We start from the raw sequence: 20,937 nt of genomic DNA, 5'->3' as shown, positions 1-20,937 counted from the left end.
ACCCCCTCGTCCTGCTTAGGAGCAAGGCATGAAACTGAAGCGTTTGATGGCGGCCCTGACCTTCGTCGCCGCCGGTGTCGCTACCGCCAGTGCGGTCGCCGCTGTCGACCCGGCCATTCCGGCCTACCAGAAAACTACTGGCGTTTCCGGCAACCTCTCCAGCGTTGGTTCGGACACCCTGGCTAACCTGATGACCTTGTGGGCCGAGGCGTACAAGCGCGAGTACCCGAACGTGAACATCCAGATCCAGGCCGCCGGTTCCTCCACCGCGCCGCCGGCTCTGACCGAAGGCACCGCCAACCTGGGCCCGATGAGCCGCAAGATGAAGGACGTCGAGCTGCAGGCCTTCGAAGAGAAGTACGGCTACAAGCCGACCGCCGTTCCGGTGGCCGTCGACGCCCTGGCGATCTTCGTGCACAAGGACAACCCGATCAAAGGTCTGACCATGCAGCAGGTTGACGCGATCTTCTCCGCCAACCGCCTGTGCGGTGGCACCAGCAGCATCAAGACCTGGGGTGAGCTGGGCGTGACCGGCGACCTGGCCAGCCAGCCGATCCAGCTGTTCGGCCGTAACTCGGTATCCGGCACCTACGGTTACTTCAAGGAAGAAGCCCTGTGCAAAGGCGACTTCAAGGGCAACGTCAACGAGCAGCCGGGTTCGGCTTCCGTGGTGCAGTCCATCAGTCAGTCGCTCAACGGCATCGGTTACTCCGGCATCGGCTACAAGACTTCCAGCGTGAAGACTGTTGCCCTGGCCAAGAAGGAAGGCGGCGAGTTCGTTGAAGACAACGAGCAGAACGCCCTGAACGGCAGCTACCCGCTGTCCCGCTTCCTCTACGTCTACGTGAACAAGGCGCCGAACAAGCCGCTGGCTCCCCTGGAAGCCGAGTTCGTGAAGATGGTGCTGTCCAAGCAAGGCCAGGAAGTCGTCGTCAAGGACGGTTACATCCCGGTACCGGCCAAAGTGGCCGAAAAAGCACTGAAGGATCTGGGTCTGTAATCCAGGCCGGATAAGGGAGCGGCGGCCTCATGCTCGCCGCTCCGCAAGGAAGCGAGAGCGACGGGAGACCCCTGTCGCGCGAGCCCACCCGAGGCCTCCTCCGGGTGGGCTTCGCCACGTCAACTCGCTGTAATCTTTCTGTCACACGAAGCCCGTAGGCTGTGCCCCCATCGTAAAAGCCTATGCGCGCTGACTGTGGCAAGAGCCCGAATCCATGACTGACCTGGCCAACACCCTGACTACTTCGAAGAACCCTCCCGAGCGCATCGACTTCAATACGCCTGCGCTGCAGCGCAAGCGCAAGATGCGGGCGCTCAAGGACCGCCTGACCCGCTGGTACGTGCTGGTGGGCGGCCTCGCCGTGCTTGGCGCCATTACCCTGATCTTCTTCTACCTGGCCTATGTGGTGGTGCCGCTGTTCAAAGGCGCCGAGCTGACCGCGAAGAAAGCCCAGAGCCCGGCCTGGATGCAACAGCAGGACGCCGGCAAGCCGCTGCTGCTGGCCCTGGAAGAGCAGAACATGGTGGGCATGCGCGTCGCCGACAAGGGTGAGGTGCAGTTCTTCGCAGTGAAGGACGGCAGCCTGCTGCAACGCCAGCGACTGCCGCTGCCGGCAGGTGCCAGCGTGGTGTCCATCGGACAGGATCAACCCGGCAGCCCGCTGGTAGTGCTGGGCCTGTCCAACGGCCAGGCGCTGATCTTCAAGCACAGCTACAAGGTCACCTACCCGGACAACAAGAAAACCATCAAGCCCCAGGTCAGCTTCCCCTACGGCGAGGCGCCCATGGTGCTGGACGCCCAGGGCCGGGCCATCGAACACATTGCCCTCAGCATCAATGACGAAACCCTGGTGCTGGCCGGTTCCACCGGCAACCAGCTGCACGTGCAGCAGGTGGTCAGTGAAGAGAACATGATGACCGGCGAGATCACCCAGGAGCAGACCCGCGTCGAGCTGCCGCAGATCGCCGAGCCGATCAAGGCCATCTACGTCGACCCGCGTCACCAGTGGCTCTACGTCCTCAATGGCCGTGCCCATGCCGACGTCTTCAGCCTGCGCGAACACGCCCTGAACGGCCGCTACAAGCTGCTCGAAGACGGCGAGCGCGAGGTGACTGCCAGCACCATGCTGCTGGGCGGCATCTCCCTGATGGTGGGCGACTCCAAGGGCGGCATCGCCCAGTGGTTCATGGCGCGCGACCCGGATGGCTCTTCGCGCCTGAAGCACATCCGTGACTTCCAGCTGGACACCGCAGCGGTGGTGCAGATCACCGCGGAAGAGCGCCGCAAGGGCTTCGTTGCCCTGGATTCCACCGGTCATCTCGGTGTGTTCCACAGCACGGCAAACCGCACCCTGCTGGTCGAGCCGGTGACTGACGGTTCCGGCCTGCTGGCCCTGTCGCCGCGTGCCAACCGCGTGGTGGTCGAGGAAGGCAACCAGCTGATGCCGTTCCGCCTGCACAATCCGCATCCGGAAGTGTCCTGGAGCGCGATGTGGGGCAAGGTCTGGTACGAGAGCTATGAAGAGCCCAAGTACGTCTGGCAGTCCACCGCCGCCAACACCGACTTCGAACCCAAGCTGAGCCTGGCGCCGCTGACCTTCGGCACCCTGAAGGCGGCCTTCTACGCCATGCTGCTGGCCGCTCCGCTGGCCATCGCGGCGGCCATCTACACCGCCTACTTCATGGCCCCGGCCATGCGCCGCAAGGTCAAGCCGGTGATCGAGCTGATGGAAGCACTGCCCACCGTGATCCTGGGTTTCTTCGCCGGTCTGTTCCTGGCTCCCTATGTGGAAGGCCACCTGCCGGGCATCTTCAGCCTGCTGTTGCTGACCCCGATCGGCATCCTGCTGGCCGGCTTCATTTGGAGCCGCTTGCCCGAGTCCATCCGCCTGCGCGTGCCGGACGGTTGGGAAGCGGCCATCCTGATCCCGGTCGTGAGCCTCACCGCGTGGGTCGCACTGGGCATGAGCCCGCTGCTGGAAAGCTGGTTCTTCGGCGGCGACATGCGCCTGTGGATCAGCAATGACCTTGGCATCACCTACGACCAGCGCAACGCCCTGATCGTCGGCCTGGCCATGGGCTTCGCGGTGATCCCGAACATTTTCTCCATCGCCGAAGACGCCGTGTTCAGCGTCCCCCGCAGCCTCACCTACGGTTCGCTGGCCCTGGGCGCCACGCCCTGGCAGACCATGACCCGCGTGGTCCTGCTCACCGCCAGTCCGGGCATCTTCTCGGCCCTGATGATCGGCCTCGGCCGCGCCGTGGGCGAGACCATGATCGTGCTGATGGCCACCGGCAACACCCCGGTAATGGAAGTGAACATCTTCGAAGGCATGCGCACCCTGGCCGCCAACGTGGCGGTGGAAATGCCGGAATCCGAGGTCGGTGGTACCCACTACCGCGTGCTGTTCCTCTCGGCGCTGGTGCTGCTGACCTTCACCTTCATCATGAACACCCTGGCAGAGCTGATCCGTCAGCGCCTGCGCAAGAAGTACGCCTCACTTTAAAAGCGCCCCTCGGAACGCGGGGCATCTGATGACCCTCTCCCTTCAGGGAGAGGGTGGTCCGCAGGACCGGGAGAGGGTGACGCCTCGGGTAGCCCCTCTCCCCAACCCTCTCCCTGAAGGGAGAGGGAGTAACCAACACGAAACCTCCGGCCCCTGGCAGGAGGAACTGAAAGACTAAAGCGGTGGAGAAATCCGTGAAAAAGGTTTCCCTTAGAGACTGGTTCAAGAGTGGCGCACCGGGCGTCTGGATGAGCGGCGGCGCGGTATCCATCGCCGTCATCATGACCATCGGCCTGCTCTCGGTGATTGCCGTGCGCGGTCTCGGCCACTTCTGGCCGGCCGACCTGGTGGAAGCGCAGTACGCCGTGCCCGGCCAGGCAGCCAAGCCAGTGGTCGGCGAAGCGGTGCAGATCGAGGAAGTGTCCCGCGCGCGCCTGAAAGGTGCCGGCCTGCCGGTGCCGGCAGACGGACCGGAGTTCATGACTCGCGAACTGCTCAAGGTGGGCAATCGTGATGTCTACGGCAGCGACTTCACCTGGGTGGTGGGCGAGTGGTTGCAGGACCAGAAGTACCCGACCGAACTGGTGGCGCTGGAGCGCCGCGAGTGGGGCAACTTCTACGGCCGTCTGGTGAGCGTGAAGGAAAACGGCCAGGTGGTGGCCGAAGGCGAGGCCGCCATGGCCGAGCTGCAAAAGCGCCTGGAACGTGTGAATGCGCTCTACGCCCAGCTCTACCAGCTGGAGAAGAAGGACATCGGCGCCATCAACCATGGCCTTGAGCGCCTGCGCCTGCAGACCCGCAAGCTGGAACTGAGCGACACCCTGACCCCCGAGGCCCAGGCCGACATCGCTGCTGAGCGCGCTGAGCTGGACAAGCGCTACAAGGGCCTGGAAGAGCAACTGATGGGCCTGCACCAACAGTTCAACCGCGACAGCGTGGTGGTGCGCGAAACCGGTGGCCAGGAGCAGGAAATCAGCCTGGGCAAGGTGGTGCATGCCTACCAGCCGAACGCCATGGGCCTGTTCGACAAGGTCGGCTTCTACTTCGCCAAGCTGTGGGAATTCCTCGCCGACGACCCGCGTGAAGCCAACACCGAAGGCGGTATCTTCCCGGCCATCTTCGGTACCGTGATGATGACCCTGATCATGGCCGTGATCGTCACCCCCTTCGGCGTGATCGCCGCCATCTATCTGCGCGAGTACGCCAAGCAGGGCGCGCTGACCCGCGTGATCCGCATCGCGGTGAACAACCTGGCGGGCGTTCCGGCCATCGTCTACGGCGTGTTCGGCCTGGGCTTCTTCGTCTACGTGCTGGGCGGCTCGCTGGACCGCCTGTTCTTCCCCGAGTCCGCCCCGGCGCCGACCTTCGGCACCCCGGGCCTGCTCTGGGCGTCCCTGACCCTGGCGATCCTCGCCGTGCCGGTGGTGATCGTGGCGACCGAAGAAGGCTTGGCGCGCATTCCCCGTGCCGTGCGTGAAGGCTCCCTGGCCCTCGGCGCAACCAAGGCCGAAACCCTGTGGAAAGTGGTCCTGCCGATGGCCAGCCCGGCCATGATGACCGGCCTGATCCTCGCCGTGGCCCGCGCCGCCGGCGAAGTGGCGCCGCTGATGCTGGTGGGCGTGGTGAAGCTGGCGCCGAGCCTGCCGGTGGATGGCAACTACCCGTACCTGCACCTGGACCAGAAGATCATGCACCTGGGCTTCCACATCTATGACGTCGGCTTCCAGAGCCCGAACGTCGAAGCCGCGCGGCCGCTGGTGTACGCCACCGCGTTGTTGCTGGTGCTGGTGATCGCGCTGCTGAACTTCTCGGCCGTCGCCATCCGCAACCATCTGCGCGAGAAATACAAGGCGCTGGACAGCTGATCGTCCACCGCCAACCGAATTGCCTGAGGCTTACAGCTTGTAGCTCGACGCTACGAACGGAGTGAACACATGCAACACGAAACCCACAGCCACGGCGTCAACATTTCCGCCCTCGGCCGCGACAAGCAGAACCTGCGCCTGGCCGAGGAAACCGTTGCCCTCGAAGTGCCCGGCCTGTCCCTGTTCTATGGCCAGAAGCAGGCGCTGCACGACGTCAGCTTGAACATCCCGAAGCAGCGCGTGACCGCTTTCATCGGGCCGTCCGGTTGCGGCAAGTCGACCCTGCTGCGCTGCTTCAACCGTATGAACGACCTGGTGGATGGCTGCCGCGTCGAAGGTGAGATCCTCCTCGACGGCAAGAACATCTACCGCAAGGGCGAGGAAGTGGCTGAGCTGCGTCGCCGTGTGGGCATGGTGTTCCAGAAGCCGAACCCCTTCCCCAAGAGCATCTACGAGAACGTCGTCTATGGCCTGCGCATCCAGGGCATCAATAAGAAGCGCGTGCTGGACGAGGCCGTGGAGTGGGCGCTGAAGGGCGCCGCGCTGTGGGATGAAGTGAAGGACCGCCTGCACGAATCCGCGCTGGGTCTCTCCGGTGGTCAGCAGCAGCGTCTGGTGATCGCCCGCACCATCGCGGTGGAGCCGGAAGTGCTGCTGCTCGACGAGCCCTGCTCGGCCCTGGACCCAATCTCCACCCTGAAGGTGGAAGAGCTGATCTATGAGCTCAAGAGCAAGTACACCATCGTCATCGTGACCCACAACATGCAGCAGGCGGCGCGCGTTTCCGACTACACCGCCTTCATGTACATGGGCAAGCTGATCGAGTTCGGTGACACCGATACGCTGTTCACCAACCCGGCCAAGAAGCAGACCGAGGACTACATCACCGGTCGCTATGGTTAATTCCGGATCGTCCCCTCTCCCCCTGGGAGAGGGTTAGGGTGAGGGGATCGAGGGGCAGCACCCTCTCCCCGGCCCTCTCCCTGAATGGAGAGGGAGAACTGCAGCCACCACAGGATTCTTCACAATGATCGACAAAGACAGCCTCACCCATCACATCTCCCAGCAGTTCAACGCCGAACTGGAGGAAGTGCGCAGCCACCTCCTGGCGATGGGCGGCCTGGTCGAGAAGCAGGTCAATGACGCGGTCACCGCGCTGATCGACGCCGACTCGGGCCTGGCCCAGCAAGTGCGCGAGATCGACGACCAGATCAATCAGATGGAGCGCAACATCGACGAAGAGTGCGTGCGCATCCTCGCCCGTCGCCAGCCGGCGGCCTCCGACCTGCGCCTGATCATCAGCATCTCAAAGTCGGTGATCGACCTCGAGCGTATCGGCGACGAAGCCTCGAAGATCGCCCGCCGCGCCATCCAGCTCTGCGAGGAAGGCGTGGCACCGCGCGGCTACGTCGAGGTGCGCCACATCGGCGACCAGGTGCGCAGGATGGTCCAGGAAGCCCTGGACGCCTTCGCCCGTTTCGACGCCGACCTGGCCCTGTCCGTGGCCCAGTACGACAAGACCATCGACCGCGAGTACAAGACCGCCCTGCGTGAGCTGGTCACCTACATGATGGAAGACCCGCGCGCTATCAGCCGTGTGCTCAATGTCATCTGGGTCCTGCGTTCCCTGGAGCGCATCGGCGACCACGCGCGCAACATCTCCGAACTGGTGATCTACCTGGTGCGCGGCACTGACGTTCGCCACATGGGCCTGGCGCGGATGACCGAAGAGGTGAAGGGCAGCAACAAGGATTCGTCCGAAGGCTGAGCCCCAGCCTGTAGATAAAGCGCCCGGCCCTGTGCCGGGCGATTTGTTTCTGGAGTATTGGCTTGCGACCGCAGGGTGCACGGTGGGTTCACACCAAAGTGCCTGCACCAGATTTCCGGTGCGCGCAGCGCACCCTACGCAGGGCCGCGACCCTGCCCGCACCAGGGGCGGATGTGACTACCTGGTCGTGGTGCAAAAACAGGCTTGGCAATTGGCTATCAGCCAAGGCTATCCTTAGCCCCGTTTCCCGAGGAGCAGTCGATGGGCAAGGTCAATGTGCTGGTGGTGGACGATGCGTCCTTTATTCGCGATCTGGTGAAGAAGGGGCTGCGAGACAACTTCCCCGGCATCCAGATCGAAGAGGCGATCAATGGGCGCAAGGCCCAGCAGCTGCTCGCCCGCGCCAGTATCGACCTGATCCTCTGCGACTGGGAAATGCCCGAGATGTCTGGCCTGGAACTGCTCACCTGGTGTCGCGAGCAGGACAACCTGAAGACCACGCCTTTCATCATGGTCACCAGCCGTGGCGACAAGGAGAACGTCATCCAGGCCATCCAGGCCGGCGTATCCGACTACATCGGCAAACCCTTTTCCAACGATCAACTGGTCACCAAGGTCAAGAAATCCCTGGCCCGCAGCGGCAAGCTCGAGGCCCTGATGTCCAGTGCACCGGTCAAGCTGCCCAATGCCGGCGGCTTCGCCAACGATTCCCTCGCCGCGCTCACCGGCGGCAAGGCCGAGGTGATCCGCCCTGCGGCGGCACCCGCGCCGGCTGCACCGGTCGCCAAGCCCGCCGCGCCGACGCCGACGCCGTCGGCCAAGGCCGCGTCCCAGGCCCCCGGTGGCCGTGGCCAGGCCCAGTTGCGCTTGCCGGGTGGTGTGCTGGCCTGCGTGATCAAGGCCCTGAGCCTGAAGGATGCGCAGCTGGTGGTGCGCCGTGGCGAGCCGCTGCCCCAGGTGCTGGAAAGTGCCGTGCTCGACCTGGAGCAGGGCGAGGGCGGTGAAGTAGCCCGGCTCAACGGCTACCTGCATGCGGTCGCCGCACTGGAGCCCAAGCCTGACAGCGAGTGGCTACAGCTGACGTTCCGCTTCGTCGACCGTGACCCGCAGAAGCTCGATTACCTGTCCCGGCTGATCGCTCGCGGTACCGCGCAGAAGCATTTCGTCCCCGGCGCCTGACCGTCCAGCCAACCCCGTCACAGCCCGACGGGCGACGTCTCGCCCGCCACGCTGCGCGCTGCTAGTCTTCGGCAATACGGAGCACAGAAGAACAACGGGCCGACATGTTGGGGCGATTCCTTTCTCTGGTGCTGCTGCTCGGCGCAAGCCTGCCGGCGGCTGCGCTGACCATCTACAAGTACACCGACGCCAACGGTGTGGTGACCTACACCGACCAGGCTGTGTCCGGCGCCCAGGTGTTCGTCTTCCGCGACCGCATGGTGGAGCGCCTCGACCTGTCGGTGAAGCTGGAAACCAGGAAACACGAAGCCGGCGAAACCCTGCTGCTGCGCAACGAACTGTTCGCGCCGGTGGAGGTGGAGTTGCGTATCGACCAGGCCGAGAACGTCTCCGGTGCCCCGGACGACCCCATTCGCTGGGTGCTGGCGCCGCGCAGCAGCATGCGCATGGCCACCCTGGCGCCGGTCGACCCCGACCGCCCGATGCGCTACAAGCCCAAGCTGCGTTACGCCATGGGCGACCCGCGCCTGCAACCGGTGCTCTACCGCTATCCGCTGCCCTGGATGGGCGGGCCCTTCCGCCTGACCCAGGGCGCCAACGGCCGCTACAGCCATTTCACCCCCAAAGGTCGCTACGCCCTGGATATCGCCATGCCTGAAGGCACGCCCATCGTCGCCGCGCGGCCGGGCATGGTGGTGAAGATCGAGAATGACCAGAGCGGTCGGGGCAACAACCCCTCCGGCAACTTCGTCCGCATCCTGCATGACGACGGCACCATGGGCGTCTACCTGCACCTGATGCGGGGTTCGGTGCAGGTGCGCGAAGGCCAGAGGATGGCCATCGGTGAACGCATCGCGCGCTCCGGCAACACCGGTAACAGCACCGGCCCGCACCTGCACTTCGTCATCCAGCGCAACGTTGGCCTGGCGCTGGAATCCATCCCGTTCGACTTCGCCCAGCCGGTGGACACCCTGCCGAACTTCGCGGTGGGCGGGGAATAGGGGCCATATCTCCCCTCTCCACCCGGGAGAGGGACTGGGGGAGAGGGTGTTCAGCAAGGGTGGATAACGCTCTTTTTATCCACCATCGATGCCAGGCTGGACTCCGCCTGGTGGACAGAAAAACGCTGTCCACCCTTGTATCTCGACTTGAGCCTCCTCAGAGGCGATAGTCCCCGACTGATCATCGGGGGAGGAACCGCAAGCCGTGTCCACCCTAAAGCCTCGAGCTTGTAACGTAGATTGCGCTGCGCTCCTCCGCACTCATCCAGTAAGTCCGAACGGTATCCAGAGCTTTGAGCTCGCATCAACAAGGTAGGACGGATGCAGTGACGATCAGCCCTTCACAGGAGGACATGATGGGAGTTGTTGTCGGCATTGATATTGCCAAGCACACATTCGATATCGCCACCTTGCAAGCCAACGGCAAGTACCGCACCAAGGCCAAGCTGGGCAATGACCAGGGCGGCTTCGAAGTTTTGCAGCAGTGGTTGAGCAAGTACGCAGAGCCGCAGGCCTGGGTCGTGATGGAAGCGACAGGTATTTACCACGAGGCCCTTGCCCAATGGCTGTACGAACGGGGTTACAAGGTCTGCGTGCTAAACCCTAGCCAGACGGCGCGTTACGCCAGTAGCCAGTTGCAGCGCGTGAAGACCGACAAGGTCGATGCCAAGATGATTGCAGAGTACGGCCGCAGGCATCAGGACAAGCTGCGTGCCTGGGAGCCTGAAAAGCCGAAGATTCGCCGCCTCAGAGCACTTACGCACCGCCTGAAAGATCTTCAGGAGCTGGAGCAGATGGAGCAAAACCGTCTGGATGTGACGCATGATGACAAAGCTATTGAATTGATTCAGTCGATGCTCAAGCACATCCGCCAACAGATCCAGGACACGCTGGCGGCGATCGAAAAACACTTCGACGACAACGATGATCTCAAGGGGCAACGGAACCTGCTCAAGAGCATCGATGGCATTGCAGACCGAACCGCGGGACTCTTGCTGGCCGAGCTTGGCGATATCCAGCGCTTTGAGGACAGTCGAGCGGTCACCGCCTTTGCAGGACTGAACCCGAAGTTGCAAGACTCAGGCACGCTCAAGGGCCATGTTCGTATCTCGCGGATGGGCTCTGCCAGGTTGCGCGCAGGACTCTATCTGCCAGCCGTCGTATCCCTGACCTACAACCCAGCTATCCGCGCGCTGGCCGAGCGCATGCGCAGCGCCGGTAAGGCCGGCAAACAGATCGTCTGCGCAGCCATGCGCAAGCTGCTATGCATCGCTTATGGCGTGCTTAAATCAGGCGAGCCGTTTGATCCCAAACTGGCTATTGCGAAGTAAAAAACAAGACGGTATCTACAGGATCTGCTGCTCAGTCGAGCTTGAGCACCTTGGCGAGGACGATCTTCGGGCCTTTCATCTTTTTCACGATGATGCGCAGGCCATCGGTTTCCAGCACTTCTTCCTCTTCCGGCACGCGGTTGAGGGTTTCGTAGATGAGGCCGGCGAGGGTATCGGCTTCCACATGGTCGAGGTCGATGCCGAGCAGGCGTTCCACCTTGAACAGCGGCGTGTCGCCGCGTACCAGCAGCTTGCCCGGCTGGTAGGCCAGCACGCCGCGTTCGGTCTTGCGGTGTTCGTCCTGGATATCGCCCACCAGCACTTCCAGGATGTCTTCCATGGTCAGGAAGCCCACCACCTTGCCGTCGGCTTCTTCCACCAGGGCAAAGTGCGCACCGCCCTTGCGGAACTGTTCCAGCAGGCGCGACAGCGGCATGTGCTTGGTCACGCGTTCCAGCGGATGGGTGAGTTCGACCAGGTCGAAGGATTCCGGCAGGCTGTCCAGGGCGGACAGTGCCAGCAGCAGGTCCTTGATGTGCAGCACACCGATGAACTCGCCTTTCTGCTCGTCATGCACCGGGTAGCGGCTGTACTTGTGGCGGCGGATCACGCTGAGGATGTCCGCCAGCGGTGCGTCGTGCTCCAGGTAGATCAAGTCTTCCCGCGAGTTGGCCCAGTCGACCACTTCCAGTTCACCCATCTCCACCGCCGAGGCCAGTACGCGCATGTCCTGGTCGCTGGGGTCGCGGGCGCGGCTGGAATGGAGGATCAGTTTGAGTTCGTCGCGGCTGTAATGGTGCTCGTGGTGCGGGCCGGGCTCGCCTTGCCCGGCGATGCGCAGGATGGTGTTGGCGCTGGCGTTGAGCAGCCATATGGCCGGGTACATCAGCCAGTAGAAGGCGTAGAGCGGCGCGGCGGTCCACAGCGAGAGCAGCTCGGGCTTGCGGATGGCCCAGGACTTGGGCGCCAGTTCGCCGACCACGATGTGCAGGTAGGAAATGATGAAGAAGGCGCTGAAGAAGGCGATGCCATGGATCAGCTTCTCCGACTCGATCCCGATGGATTCGAGCAGGGGCTGCAGCAGGTGCGCGAAGGCCGGTTCACCCACCCAGCCCAGGCCCAGCGAGGCCAGGGTGATGCCCAGCTGGCAGGCCGAGAGGTAGGCGTCCAGCTGGTTGTGTACGGTGCGCAGGATGCGGCCGCGCCAGCCGTGCTGATCGGCGATGGCTTCGACGCGGGTGGAGCGCAGCTTGACCATGGCGAACTCGGCGGCCACGAAGAAGCCGTTGAGCAGCACGAGGAAGAGGGCGAAGAGAATCAGGCCGAAATCGGCGAAATAGGAGAGAAAGTTGGAACTAGGGGAAGGGTCCATGGATGGTTTTTGCTGACGAATGACCGGCTAAGGGTGAAGGCTGCACCCCGAGTTTGCAAGTCGGGGTACGTGGGCCTTCAGCTGCGCCGAACCACCTGCGTGGCCGGGAAATGGCAGGTGAAAGTGCTGCCGTGGTTGAGCACCGAGCTGATGTCGAGACGACCCCGATGGCGGATTAGCACGTGCTTGACGATGGCCAGGCCCAGGCCGGTGCCGCCGGTGCCGCTGTTGCGGCTGGAGTCGACGCGGTAGAAGCGCTCGGTCAGACGGGGCAGGTGCTTGGCTTCGATACCGATTCCGCTGTCCTGCACGGAGAGGTGCGCCCCAGTTTCGTCGCCCCACCAGCGGATGCGGATCTCGCCCTCGTCCGGGGTGTATTTCACCGCGTTGAACACCAGGTTGGAGAAGGCGCTGCGGACTTCCGCCTCGCTGCCGCGCAGCTTGAAGTTATGGTCGGCTTCCAGGCTGATGCGGTGGTGGCGGTTGCCGGACAGGGCGATGGCGTCGGCCTTGATCTGCAGCAGCATCAGGTCCACGGCCACCGGCTGGCTGTCGGAGGGGTAGTCGGTGGCTTCCAGCTTGGCCAGCAGGAGCAGGTCGTTGAGCAGGTTCTGCATGCGCTTGCCCTGCTGGCTCATCTGCTGCAGCGCGCGGGTCCAGCGCGGGTTCACGTCTTCGACGTTGTCCAGCAGGGTTTCCAGGTAGCCGGCGATCACCGTCAGCGGCGTGCGCAGTTCGTGGGAGACGTTGGCGACGAAGTCCTTGCGCATCTGCTCCAGCTGGTGGAGGCGGGTGACGTCGCGCACCAGCATCAGGTGCTCGCTGTTGCCGTACTGGGTGATGTGGAACTGCAGGCGCAGGCGGTCGTTGACCGGCGAAGGCAGATCCAGGGGTTCCTGGTAGTTGCCCTGCTCGAAATATTCCTTGAAGCGCGGGTGACGGATCAGGTTGGTCACCGGCTGGCCGCTGTCCTGCGGGGTTTTCAGGCCCAGCAGGGTTTCCGCGGCGCGGTTCCACCAGTCGAGGTTGCCGTCGTTGTCGAGCATCACCACGGCGTCCTTGAGAGCGGCGGTGGACTCCTGCACCCGGTCGATCACCGCCTGCAGGCGGCCCCGTACGCGCTGGTCGCGGCGCTGGAGGTGATAGATGCTGTCGAACACTTCGCCCCAGAGGCCGTAGCCATCCGGCGGCGCTTCATCGGGCTGGTGTTCCTTGAGCCATTTGTACAGGCGCAGCAACTGCGCCAGGGTCCAGCCCAGGTAGGCGCCCAGGCCGATCACCAGGGCCCAGGCGTATTGACCCGTGACCAGCCCCGCCAGCAGGCAGGCACCGATCAGCATGAGCAGGCGGCGGATGACTACGCCGCGCCAGTCTTGATTCACCTATCGCGTCCTTGTACTAGGTCCTGTCGACGTTTCGGCGCGGCCGCGCGCGAAACGTCGATAGGGTGGGCCCGTCGGGCCCGGGTCAGCTTTTGGTGGAGAAACGATAGCCGGTGCCGCGAACGGTCTGAACCAGATTTTCGTAGACCTCGCCGAGGGCCTTGCGCAAGCGGCGGATATGCACGTCGACGGTGCGCTCTTCGACATAGACGTTGCCACCCCAAACCTGGTCGAGCAACTGACCACGGGTGTAGGCGCGTTCCTGGTGGGTCATGAAGAATTGCAGCAGGCGGTATTCGGTGGGGCCCATCTCGGCGGGTTTGCCGTCGATGGTCACGCGATGGCTGATGGGGTCCAGCAGCAGGCCGCCGATGGCGATCGGTGCTTCGCTGTCGCTGGGGCCCGCGCGGCGCAGCACGGCCTTGAGGCGAGCCACCAGTTCGCGCGGGGAGAAGGGCTTGGTGATGTAGTCGTCGGCGCCGACTTCCAGACCCTGGATCTTGTTGTCCTCCTCACCCTTGGCGGTGAGCATGATGATCGGGATGTCGCTGGTGAGATCGTCGCGCTTGAGGCGGCGGGCCAGCTCGATGCCGGAGGTGCCGGGCAGCATCCAGTCGAGGAGGATCAGATCGGGTTTGCGATCGACGATGATGGCATGGGCCTGCTGGGTGTTTTCAGCTTCCAGGCAGTCGTAGCCGGCCATCTCGAGAGCGACGGCGATCATCTCGCGGATCGGCGCTTCGTCGTCAACGATCAGGATGTTCTTGCCAACCATGTTCAAGCCTCAGGAAAGGTCGCGTGTATGACTGATTGCGCCGCATTAGATAACGGAATTATTGCAGGGATGTGACATGGGAATGCGAGGGGCTCTCGAGAATTCTGCGTTAACCACATTGCTCTGTCATTTGCCACGGAACTCGACGTGGCGAGGCGCGTCTATGCTCAATGAGGCCGCCGCCAACCGTGGGCGGCCCGGAGCCTGGCACAGGACCCCATCGGCACGATGGGCGTTCGTGGCTCTTTCCGTCCTGCTCCGCTGCGACCTCAAGCCGTGATCTCAGCTGCCGCCAGGCTGTTGCTGTTCATTCCGAGGAGAGGATAGAAAATGAGAAGAATTTCCCCCCGATTCGTTCCGCTGCTTGCCGGCGCATTGCTGAGCTGGCCCCTGTTGGGCCTGGCGGCCGAGCCGGCAATGGAGAAGAACGGCATGCTGGTCGACGCCAAGGGTATGACGCTCTACACCTACGACAAGGATGCCGGCGGCAAGTCCGCCTGCAACGGCCAGTGCGCGCAGAACTGGCCGCCGCTGATGGCCGAGGCGGGCGCCAAGGCCGATGGCGAGTGGAGCGTGGTCACGCGCGACGACGGCTCCATGCAGTGGGCATACGACGGCAAGCCGTTGTACACCTTTGTCATGGACAAGAAGGCCGGTGATGTCACTGGCGACGGCAAGATGGGGGTGTGGCACGTCGCCAAGCCCGAAGCTTACTAGCCGGCTGGAAAACTACCTGCGTTGCCAATACTGCGTTTTCCAACCGACTAGGAGAGAGGGTGATCTGCGCGCTGCGCATCAGCGCAGCGCGTAGTCGGCGACGATGCCGGCGAAGATGGCCAGGCCCGCCCAGTGGTTGTGCAGGAAGGCCTTGAAGCAGGCCTGCGGATCGCGCGTGCGGGTGCTGTAGAACTCCCAGGCGAAGCACGCGGCCGCAGCCACCAGGCCCAGGTAGAAGCAACCCCCCAGTTCGAAGCGATTGCCCGCCAGCAGCAGGCAGAGCAGCGCCAGGCCCTGCAGCGTGGCAATGATCAGGCGGTCGGCGTCGCCGAAGAGGATGGCGGTGGATTTCACCCCGATCTTCAGGTCGTCCTCACGGTCGGTCATGGCGTAGTAGGTGTCGTAGGCCACCGTCCACAGCAAGTTGGCGATGTACAGCAACCAGGCCGCTGCCGGCAGTTCGCCGGTCTCGGCGGTGAAGGCCATTGGCATGCCCCAGGAGAACGCGGCACCCAGCACCACCTGCGGGTAGAAGGTGTAGCGCTTCATGAAGGGGTAGCAGGCGGCGAGCGCCAGGCCGCCGAAGGACAGCCAGATGGTGGTGGCGTTGGTGAACAGCACCAGCACGAAGCTGATGGCCACCAGCACGGCGAAGAACACCAGCGCTTCGCGCGGCGTGACCCGGCCGCTGGCCAGGGGGCGGGTGCGGGTGCGGCTGACGTGGCCGTCGAAGTTGCGGTCGGCGTAGTCGTTGATCACGCAGCCGGCGGCGCGCATCAGGTTCACCCCGAGGACGAAGATCACCAGGTTGGCCAGGCTGGGGCTGCCTTCGCCGGCGATCCACAGGGCCCAGAGCGTGGGCCAGAGCAGCAGGTAGATACCGATGGGCTTGTCCAGCCGGGTCAGCTGGATGAAGTCCATGGCACGGGGATGCAGGCGGTTCAGCGATTGCAGCAGGGTCAGGTACATCGGCGGCTCTCCGGCTCTCCCTTGGAAGAGCCTGTATAGGATCGCGAGATCGTAAACAGGCTCGGCGCGCGGATTATACGGCTTCGATACCGGCCTGGTGCCACAGCGCGGGGAGGAAGATCTCCGCCACCAGCACCCCCAGTTCACCTCGCGAGAAACACGAGCGACGGCCCCACAGGCGCTCTTCGCGCACTTCGCCGGGCAGCAACGGGGCGGGGTAGCGGGTGACCTCAATGGCGCCACGGTCGAAGGCGCGGTCGCTGAACAGCAGCTCGCCGAGGGAGCGGCTGCCAAGTTGATGCAGGTCCAGCCCCGAACCTTCCAGTGCATGGCGAGCCGCCACGCTGCGGGCGAACACCCAGACTTCACCATGGCCGCGCAGGTAGACCTCGCGCACCCAACCCTGGCTGCCGGCAGGAATACCGAGCGCGGCGCATTCGTCGGCACGCAGCGTCTGCCAGCCCTCTTCCAGCGGTGTGACGCTGAAGGCATTGCCCGAAAGCGCCGTCAGCCGGCGGGTCAGCGAGCCCTGGTCGAACAGCCAGTCGCGAACCGTGGCGGCAGGAGCGGGATGCAGCTGGGCGGCGGTCAGCCAGCGCGGCGGATGGACAAGGGCGGCGTGGGGCACGGGCGGGGGGCTTGGGCGGTGGAAGACGGCGCAGATTAGCACGCCCCGTGGCGGTCGGCTGCCTCTTGCCCGGCGGCTGCCTAACCAGTACAAAGCGGGCCTGAACTGTCTGTAATGGCCCGCGCGAGGCGATCGGCCGAGAACGTTGAGGTAAGCACGATGAAGAAATGGCAATGCGTAGTCTGTGGCCTGGTCTACGACGAATCCCAGGGTTGGCCGGATGACGGCATCGCCGCCGGCACCCGCTGGGAGGACGTTCCGGCAGACTGGCTGTGCCCCGATTGCGGCGTGGGCAAGCTGGATTTCGAGATGATCGAGATCAACTGATCCCCCGATTCGAACAAGCCGGCCAGTGGTCTTCGTGGCCGGCTTTTTCGTGTCCGCAGGAAGGGCCTATCCTCTGTCTGGACAGGCTCGTGGGTGCTTGGCGGTCGACGGTCGATTGGAGTAGGTTCAGCACGGCTTGGCGCGCCGGCGGAGGTGGTCATGCGCAAGTGGCAATGCATCGTCTGCGGGTTCATTTATGACGAAGCCGAAGGGCTGCCCGAGGAGGGCATTGCGCCTGGCACGCGCTGGGAAGACATCCCGCCGGATTGGGTTTGCCCCGATTGCGGCGTTGGCAAGATCGATTTCGAGATGATCGAAATCGCCTGATCTGCCCGCCATCCAACCCCATTCAAGCGACGGCCCATGGGCCGTCGCGTCGTTGCACGAGCAGGAGTGAGCAATGAGTGCACCCGTGGTGATAGTCGGCACCGGCCTGGCCGGATACAACCTGGCCAAGGAGTTCCGCAAGCTGGACAGCGAGACCCCGCTGTTGCTGATCAGCGCCGACGATGGCCGCTCCTACTCCAAGCCGATGCTGTCGACCGGCTTTGGCAAGAACAAGGACGCCGACGGCCTGGCCATGGCCGAGGCAGGCGCCATGGCCGATCAGCTCAAGGCGGAAATCCGCACCCACACGCGCATCACCGGCATCGACCCGGGCCACCAGCGCCTGTGGATAGGTGAGGAAGCCGTGCCCTATCGCGACCTGGTGCTGGCCTGGGGCGCAGACACCATCCGCGTACCAGTTGAGGGCGATGCCCAGGACGCGATCTTCCCGATCAACGACCTGGAGGATTACGCACGTTTCCGCACGGCCGCCGCCGGCAAGCGCCGCGTGCTGCTCCTTGGCGCTGGCCTGATCGGCTGCGAGTTCGCCAACGACCTCAGCCTGGGCGGCCTGGAAGTAGAACTGGTGGCGCCCTGCGAACAGGTGATGCCGGGCCTGCTGCACCCGGCCGCTGCGGCGGCGGTGCAAGCCGGGCTGGAAGGCCTGGGCGCGCGCTTCCACCTGGGGCCGGTGCTGGCGCGCCTGGATCGTGCCGACGACGGCCTGGACGCGCAGCTCTCCGACGGCACTCGTATTCGTTGCGACCTGGTGGTTTCCGCCGTGGGTCTGCGTCCACGCACCGAGCTGGCTGCCGCTGCCGGCCTGGCGGTGAATCGTGGCGTTGCCGTGGACCGTCAGCTGCGGACCAGCCACGCCAACATCTACGCACTGGGCGATTGCGCCGAGGTGGATGGCCTCAACCTGCTTTATGTGATGCCGCTGATGGCCTGCGCCCGCGCCCTGGCACAAACCCTGGCAGGCACTCCAACATCCGTGGCCTACGGCCCAATGCCGGTGACGGTGAAGACCCCGGTCTGCCCGCTGGTAGTCTCGCCGCCACCTCGCGGGCTGGTCGGCGACTGGACCGTGGAAGGCGCCGGTAGCGACATCAAGGCGCTCTACCGCGACGCCGCAGGCCGTCTGCTCGGCTACGCCCTGACCGGGGCTGCGGTGCAGGAGAAACTGGTCCTGAACCGTGAGCTGCCGCCGCTTCTGGCATAAACGTCAGCCCTTCTGTCGGATAAAACCTTCTGTTCTTTCGGAATTCCCTCTGAGGACACTGGCGCGGTGCCAAATGGCGTGCCATCCTCCCCGTGGTCTGCCGCAGCGCAGAGCCGTTGCGGCGCCTTGGGCGCTGTTCTGGAAGGACAGCACGGACACAAAAACAACAAACCGTCAAAGAGGCATCTATGCGTAAACCGGAACTCGCCGCCGCTATCGCCGAAAAGGCCGATCTCACCAAGGATCAGGCCAATCGCGTACTCAATGCGGTGCTCGAAGAAATCACCAATGCGCTGAACCGCAAGGACAGCGTGACCCTGGTGGGCTTCGGCACCTTCCTGCAACGTCATCGTGGTGCCCGCACCGGCAAGAACCCGCAGACGGGGCAGCCGGTGAAGATCAAGGCCAGCAATACCGTTGCTTTCAAACCGGGCAAGTCCCTGAAAGAAGCTGTGAACTGAGCTTCTTCTGCCCGGAGCCGGGGAGGTTCCGGGCAGTTCACCCCGCCTTTTGCCCAACCCGCCTTTGGCTGGCTGTAGTCCTCTCGGCAAACCGCTACAATGCGCCGCTTTCTTAACCCTTCGAGGCCGTGCGCGCATGAAATTCCGCTTTCTTCTCTGGATGCTGGGTCGCCTGATGGCCAAGGCCAGCCGTGACAATGCCGAGTTCCAGCAGCAGCTGGCGGGCAAGGATCTGGTGTTCCAACTGCACACCCTGGACGGCAAGATCGCCCGTCATTTCATCGTCAAAGACCTGCGCGTAATCGGCAAGCGCGGCGCCGCCAGCGCACCCGCCTTCGCCATCGGCTTCAAGGACGGTGCCTACGGCTTTGCCACCATGAGCGCGAAGAACAAGCAACTGGCTTTCATGCAGGGCATCCAGAACAAGGACATCCAGATCCAGGGCAACCCGGCACTGGTGATTTGGTTCCAGGGCCTGACCAAGCACCTGGTGCCGAAGAAGAAGGCTGTCGAGAAGAAAGCCGCCTGATTTTGTGGGAGCGAATTCATTCGCGAAAGGCCGCGAAACGGCCCGTCTGGTAGAAGCTGGACAGGTCTTCGACCTGCTTCGCGAATAAATTCGCTCCTACAAGTCCCAGGGACACGACCAAATGAAAAGGGGCGCTGCTGGCGCCCCTTTTTCATGCCTGTCGATCAGTGCGGCGCATTGAACTGGGAGGCCAGTTCGCGCAGTGCCGCTTCGGCTTGCAGCACCTTGTTCACAGCCTCCTCCGCCTTCTCGCGGGTCAGGCCCAGGGCCTCGAACAGGTCGTCGGGAATTGCCACTTCCGGGCCAGAGCCGATGCCGTGGTTGCGCAGCAGGCTGACCGCCAGGCACACGAGGTTGGGGTAGCCGGCGTTGTCGCCTTGGTAGTCCGGGTCGTGCTGGAAGCGCAGGGCGGTGTACAGCTCTTCCGGCATGTCCCAGAAACGCATCAGCCAGCTGCCGATCTGCTCGCGGGTGATGCCCAGCAGATGCTGCTCGATGTAGCTGTGGGACAGGTGCGGGTTCACCTCCAGGTGCCGGCAGATCAGCGAGAAATGCGGCGGGAAGACGTGGGCCAGCACCAGGTAGCCGAAGTTGTGCAGCAGGCCGGCCAGGTAGGTCAGGCCGGTTTCGGGGCGCTGGGCGCGCGGCATGGCGCGGGTCAGGCCTTCGATCACCGCGGCGGTGTAGATCGCCTGCTGCCAGTAGGGCGTGGCGTGCTGCGGCTGGTCCTTGGGCAGGCTCAGCGATTTGCCCAGGGCCAGGCCCAGGGCGAGGTTGATGACCAGGTCGAAGCCCAGCACGCGGACGATGGCGTCTTCCACCGAGCGGATCTTGCCAGGGGCGGCGTAGTAGGGCGAAGCCGCCCAGCTCACCACCTGGGCGGCCAGGGCCGGGTCGGTTTCCACCACGCCGGTGATGTCTTCCACGGTGGCGTTGGGGTCGACACGCAGCTTGATGATCTTTTGCGCGGATTCGGCCAGCGGCGGGATCTCGATGGTTTCTTCCAGGCGCTGCTGGATGCGCCGGGCGGTAAAGGCCTGCACGGCCTGAGTGATCTCGGCGCGGTCGTCCGCCGGGCGGTCAAGGTTCGGGCGGATGGTCGACAGCGGTTCGCCGAAGCGCGCGGCACTGGCCTTGTTCAACAGGCTGCGATAGTCCTCGCTGGCCAGCTCCAGCAGTACGCCGGGTTGCCCGGACTCCACCAGCAGGCGGGGTTCCTGCAGCAGGCGCTCGTCATACAGGCAAGGGGAACTGGTCAGTGGCGGCAGGCCGGGCAGGGTGCCCAGCTCGTGCTTGCCGAGCATGCGCTCGAGCCGTTCCGGCTTGACCGCCACCAGCTTGCGGCCGGTGAGTTCGGCGAGGCGGTTGAGGTCCAGCAGCTGGCTGCGCGGAAAGAGCACCAGCAAGGCGCCAACGGCGTCCTCCAGTAGCGTTGCCTGGACGCGCTGGGCGGCGGACAGACCCGGATGCTCCAGGCGGACCTGGAAGGCCAGCCCGAGTTTTTCGAGCAGCTGCACGATCACTTCGGGCGGTTGTGGCGAGGAATCCGGGGCGAGGGCGACTTCAGTCATGGCAGCA

20 protein-coding genes are annotated in these 20,937 nt (G+C 64.1%); 14 read left to right on the top strand and 6 right to left on the bottom strand.

The window, feature by feature from the left end:
* The first annotated feature begins 28 nt into the window (after positions 1-28).
* The 8 genes from THL1_RS28040 (at position 29) to THL1_RS28005 (ending at position 10,650) form a co-directional block, all read left to right on the top strand.
* Positions 29-1,000 carry a phosphate ABC transporter substrate-binding protein PstS family protein gene (locus THL1_RS28040; protein ID WP_069086287.1) on the top strand — a complete coding sequence of 324 codons (972 nt, stop codon included), beginning with the start codon at positions 29-31 and terminating at the stop codon, positions 998-1,000.
* Between the two features lie 466 nt (positions 1,001-1,466).
* A complete protein-coding gene (locus tag THL1_RS28035; RefSeq protein WP_177343869.1) occupies positions 1,467-3,506 on the top strand; it encodes an ABC transporter permease subunit in 2,040 nt (679 codons plus the stop codon).
* A 248-nt stretch (positions 3,507-3,754) separates the two neighbouring features.
* Positions 3,755-5,371: a phosphate ABC transporter permease PstA gene (gene pstA, locus THL1_RS28030; RefSeq protein WP_145928448.1), complete on the top strand. Its 1,617-nt coding sequence runs from the start codon at positions 3,755-3,757 to the stop codon at positions 5,369-5,371.
* A 69-nt stretch (positions 5,372-5,440) separates the two neighbouring features.
* Positions 5,441-6,274: a phosphate ABC transporter ATP-binding protein PstB gene (pstB, locus tag THL1_RS28025; RefSeq protein WP_069086285.1), complete on the top strand. Its 834-nt coding sequence runs from the start codon at positions 5,441-5,443 to the stop codon at positions 6,272-6,274.
* A 124-nt stretch (positions 6,275-6,398) separates the two neighbouring features.
* Complete coding sequence (phoU, locus tag THL1_RS28020) at positions 6,399-7,139, top strand: phosphate signaling complex protein PhoU (RefSeq protein ID WP_069086284.1); 741 nt, start codon at positions 6,399-6,401, stop codon at positions 7,137-7,139.
* Between the two features lie 261 nt (positions 7,140-7,400).
* Complete coding sequence (locus THL1_RS28015) at positions 7,401-8,318, top strand: response regulator (protein ID WP_069086283.1); 918 nt, start codon at positions 7,401-7,403, stop codon at positions 8,316-8,318.
* Positions 8,319-8,422: 104 nt separating this feature from the next.
* Positions 8,423-9,319 (top strand): peptidoglycan DD-metalloendopeptidase family protein, encoded by an 897-nt coding sequence (locus THL1_RS28010; protein WP_069086282.1) that lies wholly within the window; start codon positions 8,423-8,425, stop codon positions 9,317-9,319.
* 326 nt (positions 9,320-9,645) lie between these two features.
* On the top strand, positions 9,646-10,650 hold the full coding sequence (locus THL1_RS28005; RefSeq protein WP_237234721.1) for an IS110 family transposase: 1,005 nt from the start codon (positions 9,646-9,648) through the stop codon (positions 10,648-10,650).
* Between the two features lie 31 nt (positions 10,651-10,681).
* Here THL1_RS28005 and THL1_RS28000 read toward each other — a convergent pair whose 3' ends face one another.
* The 3 genes from THL1_RS28000 to phoB all read right to left on the bottom strand — a co-directional run bounded on the left by THL1_RS28000 (position 10,682) and on the right by phoB (position 14,179).
* A complete protein-coding gene (locus tag THL1_RS28000; RefSeq protein ID WP_069086281.1) occupies positions 10,682-12,022 on the bottom strand; it encodes a hemolysin family protein in 1,341 nt (446 codons plus the stop codon).
* Between the two features lie 77 nt (positions 12,023-12,099).
* A complete protein-coding gene (phoR, locus tag THL1_RS27995) occupies positions 12,100-13,362 on the bottom strand; it encodes a phosphate regulon sensor histidine kinase PhoR (protein ID WP_237234852.1) in 1,263 nt (420 codons plus the stop codon).
* Between the two features lie 127 nt (positions 13,363-13,489).
* Positions 13,490-14,179: a phosphate regulon transcriptional regulator PhoB gene (gene phoB, locus THL1_RS27990; RefSeq protein ID WP_028626921.1), complete on the bottom strand. Its 690-nt coding sequence runs from the start codon at positions 14,177-14,179 to the stop codon at positions 13,490-13,492.
* A gap of 330 nt (positions 14,180-14,509) precedes the next feature.
* Here phoB and THL1_RS27985 point away from each other — a divergent pair, with 330 nt between their 5' ends.
* Positions 14,510-14,896: a hypothetical protein gene (locus THL1_RS27985; RefSeq protein ID WP_069086279.1), complete on the top strand. Its 387-nt coding sequence runs from the start codon at positions 14,510-14,512 to the stop codon at positions 14,894-14,896.
* A 78-nt stretch (positions 14,897-14,974) separates the two neighbouring features.
* On the opposite strand, the gene ubiA is transcribed toward THL1_RS27985, so the two are convergent.
* Entirely contained in the window at positions 14,975-15,865 is an 891-nt protein-coding gene (gene ubiA / locus THL1_RS27980; RefSeq protein ID WP_069086278.1) for a 4-hydroxybenzoate octaprenyltransferase, read from the bottom strand.
* A gap of 73 nt (positions 15,866-15,938) precedes the next feature.
* Positions 15,939-16,493 carry a chorismate--pyruvate lyase family protein gene (locus tag THL1_RS27975; protein WP_069086654.1) on the bottom strand — a complete coding sequence of 185 codons (555 nt, stop codon included), beginning with the start codon at positions 16,491-16,493 and terminating at the stop codon, positions 15,939-15,941.
* Positions 16,494-16,652: 159 nt separating this feature from the next.
* Here THL1_RS27975 and THL1_RS27970 point away from each other — a divergent pair, with 159 nt between their 5' ends.
* The 5 genes from THL1_RS27970 (at position 16,653) to THL1_RS27950 (ending at position 19,359) form a co-directional block, all read left to right on the top strand.
* Entirely contained in the window at positions 16,653-16,820 is a 168-nt protein-coding gene (locus THL1_RS27970; protein ID WP_069086277.1) for a rubredoxin, read from the top strand.
* A 159-nt stretch (positions 16,821-16,979) separates the two neighbouring features.
* A complete protein-coding gene (locus THL1_RS27965) occupies positions 16,980-17,147 on the top strand; it encodes a rubredoxin (RefSeq protein WP_028626916.1) in 168 nt (55 codons plus the stop codon).
* A gap of 73 nt (positions 17,148-17,220) precedes the next feature.
* Positions 17,221-18,369, top strand: coding sequence for an NAD(P)/FAD-dependent oxidoreductase (locus THL1_RS27960; protein WP_069086276.1), 1,149 nt, complete (start codon positions 17,221-17,223; stop codon positions 18,367-18,369).
* A gap of 188 nt (positions 18,370-18,557) precedes the next feature.
* On the top strand, positions 18,558-18,830 hold the full coding sequence (locus THL1_RS27955; protein ID WP_016495401.1) for an HU family DNA-binding protein: 273 nt from the start codon (positions 18,558-18,560) through the stop codon (positions 18,828-18,830).
* Between the two features lie 136 nt (positions 18,831-18,966).
* Positions 18,967-19,359, top strand: a complete 393-nt coding sequence (locus THL1_RS27950) for a helicase (protein ID WP_069086275.1) — start codon at positions 18,967-18,969, stop codon at positions 19,357-19,359.
* 164 nt (positions 19,360-19,523) lie between these two features.
* On the opposite strand, the gene THL1_RS27945 is transcribed toward THL1_RS27950, so the two are convergent.
* The gene (locus THL1_RS27945; protein WP_069086274.1) at positions 19,524-20,930 is read right to left on the bottom strand and encodes an HDOD domain-containing protein; all 1,407 of its coding nucleotides are present in this window, start codon (positions 20,928-20,930) and stop codon (positions 19,524-19,526) included.
* Positions 20,931-20,937: the final 7 nt, after the last annotated feature.

This window comes from Pseudomonas sp. TCU-HL1, assembly GCF_001708505.1.
Taxonomy (GTDB): Bacteria; Pseudomonadota; Gammaproteobacteria; order Pseudomonadales; family Pseudomonadaceae; genus Metapseudomonas.
The sequence above is the reverse complement of the archived record's forward strand: the minus strand, read 5'-3'. Positions and strand labels throughout refer to the sequence as shown.